Origin of the sequence: Bacteroides sp., assembly GCF_030151085.1 — a bacterium.
In the GTDB taxonomy this organism is placed as follows: Bacteria; Bacteroidota; Bacteroidia; order Bacteroidales; family Bacteroidaceae; genus Bacteroides.
The window spans coordinates 1-11,770 of sequence record NZ_JASLER010000059.1 but is presented as its reverse complement, the minus strand read 5'-3'; the positions used below and the strand labels follow the sequence as shown (position 1 = coordinate 11,770).

The following is an 11,770-nucleotide window of genomic DNA, read 5'->3' as shown; positions in this document are numbered from 1 at the left end:
CCTGCACATCAACAAGATCAAAGTAATCCAAAGTACCTTCAGGAAGAAGAAGGCGATAACCATTTAACTCCATAATCAATTAATTTGCAGGCAAAGATAAAAAATTATAATTTTATCCCCTCAGGTTTTTACATTGATCCGAATATTTCAATAAACAGCAATCCCAGTACAATAGCTACGATAGTCGAGACAAGTCCGGGCATCATAAAAGAGTGATTCAACACATACTTTCCGATCTTGGTTGTCCCCGTGCGATCAAAGTTTATTGCGGCTACTACCGTAGGGTAGTTAGGAATAAAGAAATAGCCATTCACCGCGGGAAACAAAGCAATCAATATCATAGGAGAAATGCCCAAGGCTATACCCAAAGGCATCAATGCACGAACAGTAGCAGCCTGGCTATAAAGCAGAATGGACATCACAAACAAGGCAATCCCCAATAACCAAGGCATTTCCCGTACCACTCCTTCTATAGATTGGGTTAGTTGCAACAGGTTACCTTGCAGAAAAGTGTCACCCATCCAGGCAATGCCGAATATAGCAATAACGGCTTGCATACCTGCCGGAAATACAGAACCTTGCGTTGCTTTCATTCCATCCGTTTTAGTCAGCAGCAGAATAAGAGCAGCAGCAGATAGCATAATGATTTCTATAATGGCAGACATACCGAGTTTCACCGTCTCACCATCAATTACAAACGAAGGACGCAAACTATCAAATGAACCGAAAAATACAATAAAGATAGTAGCAAGAATAAAAATTAGCACAGATACCAAAGCATGGCGCTTGTTATGCAAACTCGTTATTTCTATTTTCTTAGTGTTAAGATAACCCTCTTCGAGTCTTTTCTTATATTCAGGATCATCCACCAGCTCCTTGCCCACTTTCATTGAGAACAATGCTCCGACCAGTACGCCGACAATGGTAGCAGGAATTGTAATCTTCAAGATATCGAACAGGGTAATATCAAATCCAGTCAATAATCCGAGCAATGCTACCGTCGCAGCTGAAATAGGGCTAGCCGTAATAGCTTGCTGTGAAGCTATTACGGCTATTCCTAAAGGTCTTTCAGGACGTATCTTGGTTTCTGTGGCAACTTCGGCAATCACAGGGAGTACTGAATATGCCACATGCCCGGTACCGGCAATAAACGTAAACAGATAAGTTACTATCGGACTCAGAATGGTTACTTGTGACGGATTCTTACGCAATAGTTTCTCCGCCAGCTTCACCATATAATCCAAACCACCCGCTGCCTGCATACACGAAGCGGCAGAAATCACTGCAGCTATCATCAGCATAACGTCGATAGGAGGTGAAGTAGGCTGCAATCCGAAACCAAACACCAGGATTGCCAATCCAATACCGCCCATTACACCAAGGCCGATACCTCCTAAACGTGCACCTATAATAATGGCAACTAATACAAATGCTAATTGTAAGATCATACTTTGTATATTTTGTAACTTACAAAGATAAAGCATTTGGTAGTAACTCCATCAAACGATAATAGCTTTTCAAATTTATTATTACTATTCGCTCAATTCTATCTTGACCGCCTGTTCTAATTTCACATCCAAAGAAGCATTATCGCTTTGGGGAGTCCAAAGAACCTGACGGCATTCTCCTTTCTGCAAGACACAATTATGATTCATACTACCGGTCAGATACTCCGTATCTATATGGAACGAATCAGTATTTACTGTCCAATTATTTATATCATCCAAGTTCAAGTATAAGTCACGCACTTCTCCACTATCGAAATTTAAGGTGCGTGCCTGCGCCGTGAGAGCAGTAATCTGACAATTCTCAACACGAACTACACCTGACGATTGGAAAGAAAGGGTATCACAACGGAAGTTGCTGAATGTCGTTTCCATACTCTTAACCCCAACAAGAACTTGTTGTACATTTACCGGTAAGTTCAGGCGCATTTCTGCAAAACGAATATTCAACCATTCCTTATTTTGGAATTTCTTTTCCAGTTTTTCATTTGAAAAGTTGAATGTTATCCGCAATGTATCTCCAACAGATTGCAAATTCATGTATTTATCCATTTCATTGGCATAAGACAGGCTACCTACATCCGCCGGTTGAACCTTTAGCGGGAATTTAAACTGATTGATAGCTAAATATTTCTCATTTTCCGTTTCCGTCCAGACGAATTGCACTACGCGGCATTCAGGAAGTTGCACTGTTTTTTGTTCCCCTCCAATTTCCATATAGGTATCTTCCCTAGTAGTACCGTGGCTAATCGAATAAAACATCATGCCGCTTATCACCACAAAGCCGGCAAGCAACATTCCTATCATTATATAAGTTGTTCGCTTCATAATTCTTTTCTTTTAATTCTGTTTCTTGAAAAACTCCTGGTACATACCTGCCAGTTCTTCGGCAGAAATACCCAACGTAAATATCTGTTTGAAGAAATAGTCCACTTCTTCTTTCAGGAAATATTCTTTCCGTAACGAAAGGATCAACTTGCGCGCACCGGCAGATACGAAATAGCCGATACCCCGTTTATTGTAGATGACACCTTGCGTTTGCAAGTAATCGTACGAGCGCATCACCGTATTGGCGTTCACCTCTACCACAGCCGCATACTCCCGTACCGAAGGAATACGTTCTTCCTCCTTGTATTGACCGAGAAGTACTTCGTCGCAAATGCGGTCTGCTATTTGCAGGTAGATGGCTTTACTTTCTTTAAAATTCATAATTACCAACGATTTATAATTTCAGATTCTTTGAAACGGAAATAGGCAAGTACCCAGTTGAAAAGAGTAAAAAAGAAATTAACAGCAACTACCACAGTTTGTATCACTCCCTTATCAACACCCGTATCATCTATAAAAAAATCACCGGTCAGGAATATTTTGCCCATCATCACCGAAAACAGAATATAAACTACTACAATACTTATTCCTGCCGAAAAGGTCTTGATCAATGCATTCTTCGGCCAAACAGTGCTACCCAACATGAAGAAGGATTGAACAAGTGAAAAAGCACTTATAAATATCAACATGTCCGGTCCGCCACCTCCTGCTACTTCATAGAACGCACCTGAATTTGTCCAGAATTGCCAAAGCGGAAATGAAGAGATTACATCCGAACCGGGATATTTCAACATATATACAACAACCCGCGTCCAGTCCGCCATTTTGAAGGCAATCAGAAAGACGACAAGGAAACCGCAGATAGCTATCAGCCAACGTGAAAAATATTTTTCAAACATCGTGGCAGGCGTCATCAGGACAACTGTCCGACTAGTCTTGGTCTTCATTCGTTCCATTGCGAACGACGCGCTGATACATCCCCAAATAACAAATGCAAATAGGAATATTCTGGCTTCGAACCCCCAAAGAGGATCTACTACTCCTTGCGAAAGAACATCTATTCTCTTATAATCAAAATATCCATCCCAAATGAAAACTATAGCCAGCATTCCATAAACCATAACAGAACGTAGTATATATGTCTTCCAGTTCTCTATCATCTCTTTGCGGCATACATCCACAAAGCGGTGCATACTAAAAAATGTATCGCGTATCATTGTCCATTTGTTTTAGAGTGAAACAATTCCGCTATCTTATCGGGCGTAGCAAGTGTAGCTCCAAATAGCAGTTCAAGATTAATCTCCGATTCTTCATTTTCCGTATTAGGCAATAACAAAAGATTTCCTTGTACGGACGGAATAGTAAAGAGCGCAGTCTTAGCCAATTCATGGTCGTCACTTTCTACAAACAGTAGCTTTTCACAGATACCGGCAATAGATTCATCCAGCATAACATGGCTATTATCCATTATCAATACATGATCCAACACCTTATCAATATCCCTAACCTGGTGCGTGGAGATCACAATTGTTTTATCATCCGACATTCCCGAAGCTATAAATTTGCGGAACTGGCTCTTTCCAGGAATATCCAATCCGTTGGTAGGCTCATCCATCAACAACAACGAAGTATTGGTAGCCAAGGCAAAGCTCATAAAGATCTTTTTCTTTTGTCCCATAGACAAAGCTTTCAAGTCTGCGTCCAGATCCATTTCAAAATAATGCAGATATTTCATCATGTCCTCTTTGCTAAAGCGAGGATAGAAGGGACTATTCAGTTCGATATAGCTTACTAAAGAAATCGGAGGTAATTCAAATTCTTCGGGCACTAGGAACATATCCTGTAACGTGATAGGTAACCGACGACGAACATCGATATCATTATACATCACTTTTCCATGTTTGGAAGTGAGCAAACCGCTCATCAGATACAAAAGTGTGGATTTGCCGGCTCCATTCTTTCCCAACAGCCCGTACACCCTACCTTTCTCCAACGAAAGCGAAAAATCGCTCAGGACGTCTTTCTTGCCCCTGCGATAGCTAAATGAAATGTTTTCTACTTGTAACATACGCTTGGTTTTATTAAATATCTTATTGTTTATGTGTATTAGTATAATAGTACACCACAAAAGTATATATTCTTTTTAGAATAACAAGCGATTCAAGAAGAAATTTATAAAAATAATTAGAGAAGCGATATTACATCACTTTATTTTACAAATGGTAGTTTGGGGAGAGTAGCCTTAAAACGGCCTCAGAAGGTACTGTGGAGCACGAAATAATTTTTAGTAAATCTTCTCTCAGAATTTAGTAAAAATCTGTCGAAGATTTAGTAAAAATCCATTCGGTTTTTAGTAAAAAAGGAAAGAGGTTCTTTATAATGTCAAAATGAGGAAGAAAATAGATTACAAAAAAGAACAAAAAAAGGAGGAGCTAAGAATCACTCTCCGCTCCTCCCGACACGACAAACAACTAAAATTATTGCTATTTGATGCCGTCCAACGCCTTTTTAGCAGTAGCGTTGGTGGGGTCGATAGCCAGAATTTTATTCCAGAACTCTTTCGAAGTAGGATAGTCACTCTTCAAAAGATAGTAATAGCCCAGATAACTGTAGCCTTCTATCAATGTAGAGTTGTACTTCGGTTCATTCTTAGCAAGCAGCACGTCCACAACCTTTTCATAATAAGGTTTGGCCAGACCATCTGTTGTTTCAGGGTCCATGGCCGAATTCGTGCGGGCGCGCCACAGCTCTCCCAGGTAACTACCGGGAGCTTGTTCGGAAACAAGCGCGAACACAGAGTCAGCAGCCTGTAATGCCGCCTTACGGTCGGCAGGCTTTACGGCAAGTGTGTCCGAAGACGTCCCCTCACCGTAGTAAAGACGTCCTAACTGGAATAGGGCTTCGGGCGTCTTTTTGTCTTGATCCAATGAATCATAATATTTTTGATACGCGGCTATAGCTTCGGCATAATTGTTATTCTGCTCGCACGCATCGGAGATTTCACGCCACAATTCCATTTGGGTAGCGTCTTTATCTAAAGCTTTTTTATATTCTATAACTGCCTGGTCATATTTCTTCAGTGCACTCAGCAAAGCACCGTAATAGCGGTAGTCCAAATAAGAGTAATCCGCATTGTCCGAAGCGTTGAAGAAAGCTGTCGCTGCTTTTTCAGCTTCCTCATACCGTTTCAAATCGGTATAGTTGTACATCGCAAGGCGGTTGAATGCAGCATGACGTTCATTCTTCTGCAAACCTTTCTGAACAATTGCCAAGGATTTCTCGAAATCATGGCTCAAAAATAATGCAAAAGCATATTTCAAGATGTCATTCTCCGTAGCGATGGATGTATCAATAAAACCGGAGTATGCTTTCGCCGCATCTTTAAAGCGGTTGTTGGCATAATACACTTCGGCCAATTCTTTATCAGCTTCCAGAAAATCGGGAGCCAATGTTTTCAGTTGTTGCAGCTTCTCAATGGCCTGTGAAGGACTTGCCGACTTATAAGCCTGTGCATATTTTATATAAGCCTCCTTACAGTTCGGATCGAAATAAATGGCTTGTTCGTAAAGTTGGCAAGCTTTGCCCACTTCTTTATGGGCAAGTGCAATGTCTCCTTCTAAAACAGATACTTTCGGATCTTTACTATCAGCCTTACGCGCAATTTCCAAATAGGTTTCTGCTTCCGAAAGCTTTCCTGCATCCATATAGGCACGGGCTACGGAAACGACTAAATCTACATTCTTTTTATTCTTACCTTTCAACATTTCCCCTACTTCGGTCGAAGCTTGTCCGGGATTCGTCTTAATCAGGTCTTTTACTTTATCTAACCCCGCTTGCCATTCAGACACCGGCGTTTGTGCAACGAGCGTACCTGCAAACAGTACTGCTCCCATGCATAATACAAATCTACGTTTCATTTTAGCTTTCATTTTAGTTATTCATCTTTGACGTTTACCACGCGCACCGGCTGGGTGGCGGGTACTAATCCCGACTTTAATATAATCCGCTGTCCCCGGTCGGATGCGAGGAAAGAAGCCAATCCCCACGGAAGTGCTCCCCGCGGATCATTCAACAAGGCATAAATGCTGCGTGTCAACGGATAATCACCGTAAAACAAGTACGCCTGATAAGGTTTAAAACTGTTACCCGGTGTAGCCTTGTCAGCATCACTGACGGACATCACCTGCACCTCTTTACTAAAGGAAAGTCCTGTACTGTCATTTTTATCACTTAGCCAGTTCACGCCGATGATACCTATGGCATCGGGGGTCTTGGCTACGTAGTCGATAACCTCTCTGTTCGTCTTCAGTGCCTTCACTTGATCGGAAAGCGGTGCACCTTTACAAATTGAGTCAACTGCAAAACGTACGGTACTGGAATTCTTATTGTCGAACACCAAACTGATATCCTTTAAACGTGAATCCGGATAGATATCCTTCCACTGCTTAGCTTCTCCGGTCAGGATACGGCGGATATCTTTAACAGTAATCAAAGTATCCGGATTACCCCGATGGGTAATCAAAGCCAAACCATCTGTAGCTATCTTTATTTCCTGCGGATAGAATTTCCGGCTATTAAAGGAATTCATTTCCTCCTGAGTCAGTCTGCGGCTGGTTATAGCTAACCGCAGACTGTCTTTGAGCAAGAGGTTGACGGCATCTACTTCCGTCACATAACGGGGCACAATTCCTGCCAAGGGATAGAGTCCTTCGAATACATCTATCTCTTCCTGCACAATAGGCTGAAAACTTTCGTCGGCAGCAATTGCTATTACACCGGAAGTATAGGTATCCGTCCGCCCATCCTTGGGCTTGCGTTGGCAACCGGCCAGTATAACCAGCATTGTCAACACGCCTAAAAGCTGAAGTTGTTTCACCGTCTTCATAACACACACATTATTATTGTAATCTGAAAGTAATTGGGACTGTATATTTCACTGCTACTGCCTTACCATTCTGTTTACCCGGAATCCAATTAGGCATTGCCATGATAACACGAACAGCTTCCTTATCGCAATAGGGGTCTAAGGTCTTGAGTACAGTTACTTCTCGTACCTTTCCGTCCTTACCTACAACAAACTGACAAGTAACACGTCCTTGCACTCCATTCTCTTGTGCAATAGTCGGATATTTCAAATGTTCGCCAATCCACTTCATCAATTCTACCTGTCCACCGGGGAATTGCGGCATTTGTTCTACCATATCGAACACTTTCTCTTCTTCGACAGCTTGTGTCACTACTTGTTTTAGGTCAGCAATATCTTTACCGTTAGCTTCGTCATTACCTTTCACATCGGCAATAGAGATGGTAACTTTGGTCTGAGTCAGTTCTTGCTGGCTCTTAATTTCGTCCTCATCCCTTACTTCCTCATCCTTCTTGATGACAGGAGCGGTAAACTTGATAGAGCTTTTCAGTGCGGGAGGCGGCGGAGCCACCGGTTCAACACGTTTCATCTCCTCTTGTTTCACTTCCGGCTCATCGAGTTGCGAGAGGGTAGTTACTTCTGTCATCACTTCTTTTTGCTTAGGAGTAGCCATTTTAATCAAGGCAGGAATGCTGAATCCTATCAATGCAATAACTATCACCAATATCACAGCTATATTGTGACGTTTGGGAGAGTTTTCGCGCATCTTATAGGCACCATACGCTTTATTCTTGTCCGCGAATATCAGGTCACACCATTCCGAAGAACTTAAATCTACTTTAGCCATTTTCTTTCTTTGTTTTAGGTGTTACACATTATTCGGCAATGTTCTGCGTCAACTCCCCCTTGCTTTCATAGTTCTTCATTAAGAACTCGTCGGCATCGGCAATTTGCGTTATCACATATTTACCTATATCACATATCTGCATTTCATCGAGAGCATCAATCAGATTTTTGTACGAAGCGTCGTCGGTAGCTTTTATAATAACAGTCGGCGTATCCTTTCCACTTTTAATTTCGGAAAGCTGCTTCTCATAATCTTCTTGCGATATCTTTAGATCCAGTTTCTGCTGTTTCAGTTCATTCACTTCCTGCACAGCAGCTCTATTACGTTTCAGGAGCATTTCTCTCAGACCATCCGGCTTATAGGTAGTTTCCTTCAGTGAGGAATAGTCTTTATAGTTAGGTTCTCCTTCGTAGTAATACAATTTATCACCTTCACCCAGCAACAATGTGATAGCTTGTGATGCCTTCACTTTAGATTGCTGCTCTTCGGTAATATCTTTATCGTTACTCGGCATGCTTATCTCCATCGTCTGAGGTTTGCTCAGAGAAGTACAAAGCATAAAGAAGGTAATCAGCAACATGTTCATGTCCACCATGGGTGTAAAGTCCACCCTGACGGTCATTTTCTTTTGCTTGGTTTTTCCACCTTTCTTCTTACCACCGCTTTCTTGTATTTCAGCCATAATATTTCCTTTCCGTTAGTCTTCAGAAGTAGTCTTCAGAGAAGTAATCAGATTATACCGATTCTCTCTAAGGTCCTGAAGTGAGTTCATAACATTCTTGATTACAGAATAAGGAGTATTGGCATCTGCCTTGATGGCAATACGCAGATCACTATTTGCAGCACGAGCATTACGCACCCAAGCTTTAAACTGATTGTCTATACTGTCAGTCGGTATTCCTTCATTCTTCAACACAGCGTCCTGCTGGTCTTGTGGCAAGTCGAGGTATTTCTTCATACTCTTCATCGGCACTCCAAAAGTGGATGCCAATCCGAATTTCTTAATCTCCTCGGGTGAGAAAGTCACTCCATATTCTTGTCCCATAGCTTCCAGCACATTGCGTAAGTCTGCTTGTTTGTCCAGACTCATAAATACTTTTCCGTCCGGATCGACTAATATCTGAAGGATATTCGTTTCCGGGATCTTGATCTCGGAAACGGAGGCGGGAGTGGTTACCTGTACCGGTTCTTTCTTCACAAACGTAGATGTCAACATGAAGAAGGTAAGCAGCAATACAGTCACGTCACTCATCGCCGTCATGTCGATGAACGTACTTTTCTTTTTTATTTTCGCTCTACCCATAATTTTTAAATTAAAAATTGAGAATTAGTAATTGAGAAATAATAGTTGAGAAATAAAAGAATCGAGGATACGTATGAGTATCATTTTTAATTCTCAATCCTCAATTTTCAATTTACTTATGTGTGGCTGCAAAGGTCTGTACGATAGAGAATCCAACCTCGTCAAGGCTGTAAGTCAACTTATCAATCTTGTTGGTATAGTAGTTATAAGAAATAACGGCCAATGCACCAGTCAAGATACCGAATGCCGTATTAATCAAGGCCTCAGAAATACCTTGAGACAATGCCATTGAGTCAGCAGAACCTCCGGCAGCAAGAGCGGCGAACGAACGGATCATACCGATAACCGTACCAAGCAACCCCATCAATGTACCTAGAGTAGTAATAGTACCGATAATCGGAAGATTTTGCTCCATCATAGGCAATTCCAATGCAGTAGCTTCTTCCAGTTCTTTTTGGATGCCAAGCAATTTCTGTTCTTTGGTCAGAGTTGTATCCCCCTCCATTTCAGAGTACTTTCTTAAAGTAGCATTTACTACGTTAGCAACAGAACCACGTTGTGCATCACAAATCTGCTGTGCCTTCTTCATATCACCGGCAGCAAGAGCAGCTTTAATGTTTGCAACGAATTTTACTAATGAACCTTTACCGAAAGCGGCACGAATAGCAATGTAACGTTCAATGCTCAGTGCAAGCACAGTCAGCAAAAGAGTTTGGATAACAGGAACAATAAATCCACCTTTATATATAGTACCGAGGAAGTTTCCTGGCAATGGGTGGTTGTTCGGGTCATTGTTCATAAAGTTGGAAGGATTTCCAAGCACAAATTGAAAGATTAGCACGGCGATGATAAAACAAATTACGATTACCCAACCGGCAGATTTGATGCCCTTAAAGGAGGCAGACTTTTTTTGAGTAGTTTCCATGATGCAAAATTTAATTGTTGGTACTTAAATTGATTATAAATATAAAGCATAGGGATATAATTCTCCACTTGCGAGCCTTCAGGACGCAACCACTCTTGCAACCTCACTTTTGTATCATGACTTTGATGTACATAAAGAGGGCTACCAACTTTCAATTACTTCAAGAAAGAAGGGGCAAAGAAGAAAATTAAATAAAGGAGATGTAGTATATTAAATCAGAATTCGCCGAAGCGTAAAAATGTAGTAATCACTGCCCATTAATGCATAATAGGGTGCTTTATCAGAAAAATATAGTTTGGTCTGTCCCTGAACGAGTAAGTTCTCGTGATTAGATAAAATCAGAAATATATTTCTGAGGAACAGATTGTCTTCAAGAACTCTACGTAGACGTTGTTGGTTGGAAGTGTATATTTCCGTAATAGGCTTTGTCCCAAGTTCTACATCCGATGACCATACAAACTTTGCATGACTAAATGTAGTATTCGGTTCATCAATATTGATATCGGAAATAGCTGAGACTGAAGACGTAGAAGCAGAGACTTCATAACCATCAGTTAATCCGCTACCTGCTTTAGTAAAGTCAATGGCTTTACCGCTAATGCTGCAAACCAGCATTACAAAGGTACAAATCCAAAATGTCTTTACAGTTGTTTTCATGTCGTCTTATAAATCTACAATAATAAACAGTTCGCGTTTACATTTGTTTTCCAATATCACTTTTTTTTATATAAAAAGATAAAAATATCACGGTTCAAGCGTGACCTATTATTCCTCTTATTATGAAGTAAAGGTACAAAGAAAGTATGTAATACGAAAGCAAAAGAGCATATAAATCACTGGCTTTAAGGACTTTTAATCATTGAAATATGTAGTACAAAAAGAATATTCTATTAAGTAAATTCGAATGTTAAGTAAGATATATCCAAGCGCCGATATATGCTATTTTTTATAAAATATGAGTTTTATAATAGAATCTAGCATTAAAAAACAATCAGCAAGAAAGCCCCACAATTTTACGTAGTTGTCCAAATTTACATAGTTGTCTAAACGAAAAAAGCCCCTGTATCATGGATACAGGGGCTTCTCTTCAAAAACGGCGACTACCTACTCTCCCACTGTTACGCAGTACCATCGGCGTGACCGGGCTTAACTTCTCTGTTCGGAATGGGAAGAGGTGGAACCCCGGTGCTATAGTCACCTGAATAAGGTAGACATGATGTAAAAAGTAAAGTCAGTTTTTGTTGGCTGAACGTATATATCCCCCATACTCGGAAGACAAAAAGTGAACGGGCAATTAGTAAGGCTCGGCTATGATGTTACCACCTTTACACCTGCCTCCTATCAACGTCATCGTCTTTGACGACCCTAAGAAATCTAATCTTGTGGCTGGCTTCGTACTTAGATGCTTTCAGCACTTATCCAATCCCGACTTAGATACCCAGCGATGCACCTGGCGGCACAACTGGTAAACCAGCGGTCAGTCCAACACGGTCCTCTC

12 protein-coding genes and 2 rRNA genes are annotated in these 11,770 nt (G+C 41.1%); all 14 read right to left on the bottom strand.

Annotated features, from left to right (window positions below; all coding sequences use genetic code 11):
- Positions 1-128: 128 nt before the first annotated feature.
- Positions 129-1,448 carry an anaerobic C4-dicarboxylate transporter family protein gene (locus Q1W14_RS12300; protein WP_300701816.1) on the bottom strand — a complete coding sequence of 440 codons (1,320 nt, stop codon included), beginning with the start codon at positions 1,446-1,448 and terminating at the stop codon, positions 129-131.
- 84 nt (positions 1,449-1,532) lie between these two features.
- The gene (locus Q1W14_RS12295; RefSeq protein WP_300701815.1) at positions 1,533-2,333 is read right to left on the bottom strand and encodes a hypothetical protein; all 801 of its coding nucleotides are present in this window, start codon (positions 2,331-2,333) and stop codon (positions 1,533-1,535) included.
- A gap of 12 nt (positions 2,334-2,345) precedes the next feature.
- A complete protein-coding gene (locus Q1W14_RS12290; protein WP_300701814.1) occupies positions 2,346-2,714 on the bottom strand; it encodes a GntR family transcriptional regulator in 369 nt (122 codons plus the stop codon).
- Positions 2,715-2,716: 2 nt separating this feature from the next.
- Positions 2,717-3,550 carry a hypothetical protein gene (locus tag Q1W14_RS12285; protein ID WP_300701813.1) on the bottom strand — a complete coding sequence of 278 codons (834 nt, stop codon included), beginning with the start codon at positions 3,548-3,550 and terminating at the stop codon, positions 2,717-2,719.
- A complete protein-coding gene (locus Q1W14_RS12280; RefSeq protein ID WP_300701812.1) occupies positions 3,547-4,401 on the bottom strand; it encodes an ATP-binding cassette domain-containing protein in 855 nt (284 codons plus the stop codon). Before Q1W14_RS12280 ends, Q1W14_RS12285 begins: the two co-directional genes overlap by 4 nt.
- Positions 4,402-4,816: 415 nt before the next feature.
- Complete coding sequence (locus Q1W14_RS12275) at positions 4,817-6,262, bottom strand: tetratricopeptide repeat protein (RefSeq protein ID WP_300701811.1); 1,446 nt, start codon at positions 6,260-6,262, stop codon at positions 4,817-4,819.
- Positions 6,263-6,267: 5 nt separating this feature from the next.
- A complete protein-coding gene (locus Q1W14_RS12270; RefSeq protein ID WP_300701810.1) occupies positions 6,268-7,218 on the bottom strand; it encodes a PstS family phosphate ABC transporter substrate-binding protein in 951 nt (316 codons plus the stop codon).
- A gap of 13 nt (positions 7,219-7,231) precedes the next feature.
- Positions 7,232-8,044: an energy transducer TonB gene (locus Q1W14_RS12265; RefSeq protein WP_300701809.1), complete on the bottom strand. Its 813-nt coding sequence runs from the start codon at positions 8,042-8,044 to the stop codon at positions 7,232-7,234.
- Between the two features lie 28 nt (positions 8,045-8,072).
- Complete coding sequence (locus Q1W14_RS12260) at positions 8,073-8,729, bottom strand: biopolymer transporter ExbD (protein ID WP_300701817.1); 657 nt, start codon at positions 8,727-8,729, stop codon at positions 8,073-8,075.
- A gap of 12 nt (positions 8,730-8,741) precedes the next feature.
- The gene (locus Q1W14_RS12255; RefSeq protein ID WP_300701808.1) at positions 8,742-9,347 is read right to left on the bottom strand and encodes a biopolymer transporter ExbD; all 606 of its coding nucleotides are present in this window, start codon (positions 9,345-9,347) and stop codon (positions 8,742-8,744) included.
- 112 nt (positions 9,348-9,459) lie between these two features.
- Entirely contained in the window at positions 9,460-10,272 is an 813-nt protein-coding gene (locus tag Q1W14_RS12250) for a MotA/TolQ/ExbB proton channel family protein (protein WP_300701807.1), read from the bottom strand.
- A gap of 210 nt (positions 10,273-10,482) precedes the next feature.
- The gene (locus tag Q1W14_RS12245; protein ID WP_300701806.1) at positions 10,483-10,929 is read right to left on the bottom strand and encodes a hypothetical protein; all 447 of its coding nucleotides are present in this window, start codon (positions 10,927-10,929) and stop codon (positions 10,483-10,485) included.
- Positions 10,930-11,363: 434 nt separating this feature from the next.
- A 5S ribosomal RNA gene (gene rrf, locus Q1W14_RS12240) occupies positions 11,364-11,474 on the bottom strand.
- 72 nt (positions 11,475-11,546) lie between these two features.
- Positions 11,547-11,770: ribosomal RNA gene (locus tag Q1W14_RS12235) — 23S ribosomal RNA — on the bottom strand; the annotation flags it as partial.

Bases quoted from the DNA above. Each gene is read 5' to 3' on its own strand.
- Q1W14_RS12300 (WP_300701816.1), bottom strand. From the start codon at position 1,448: ATGATCTTACAATTAGCATTTGTATTAGTTGCCATTATTATAGGTGCA.
- Q1W14_RS12295 (WP_300701815.1), bottom strand. From the start codon at position 2,333: ATGAAGCGAACAACTTATATAATGATAGGAATGTTGCTTGCCGGCTTT.
- Q1W14_RS12290 (WP_300701814.1), bottom strand. From the start codon at position 2,714: ATGAATTTTAAAGAAAGTAAAGCCATCTACCTGCAAATAGCAGACCGC.
- Q1W14_RS12285 (WP_300701813.1), bottom strand. From the start codon at position 3,550: ATGATACGCGATACATTTTTTAGTATGCACCGCTTTGTGGATGTATGC.
- Q1W14_RS12280 (WP_300701812.1), bottom strand. From the start codon at position 4,401: ATGTTACAAGTAGAAAACATTTCATTTAGCTATCGCAGGGGCAAGAAA.
- Q1W14_RS12275 (WP_300701811.1), bottom strand. From the start codon at position 6,262: ATGAAAGCTAAAATGAAACGTAGATTTGTATTATGCATGGGAGCAGTA.
- Q1W14_RS12270 (WP_300701810.1), bottom strand. From the start codon at position 7,218: ATGAAGACGGTGAAACAACTTCAGCTTTTAGGCGTGTTGACAATGCTG.
- Q1W14_RS12265 (WP_300701809.1), bottom strand. From the start codon at position 8,044: ATGGCTAAAGTAGATTTAAGTTCTTCGGAATGGTGTGACCTGATATTC.
- Q1W14_RS12255 (WP_300701808.1), bottom strand. From the start codon at position 9,347: ATGGGTAGAGCGAAAATAAAAAAGAAAAGTACGTTCATCGACATGACG.
- Q1W14_RS12250 (WP_300701807.1), bottom strand. From the start codon at position 10,272: ATGGAAACTACTCAAAAAAAGTCTGCCTCCTTTAAGGGCATCAAATCT.
- Q1W14_RS12245 (WP_300701806.1), bottom strand. From the start codon at position 10,929: ATGAAAACAACTGTAAAGACATTTTGGATTTGTACCTTTGTAATGCTG.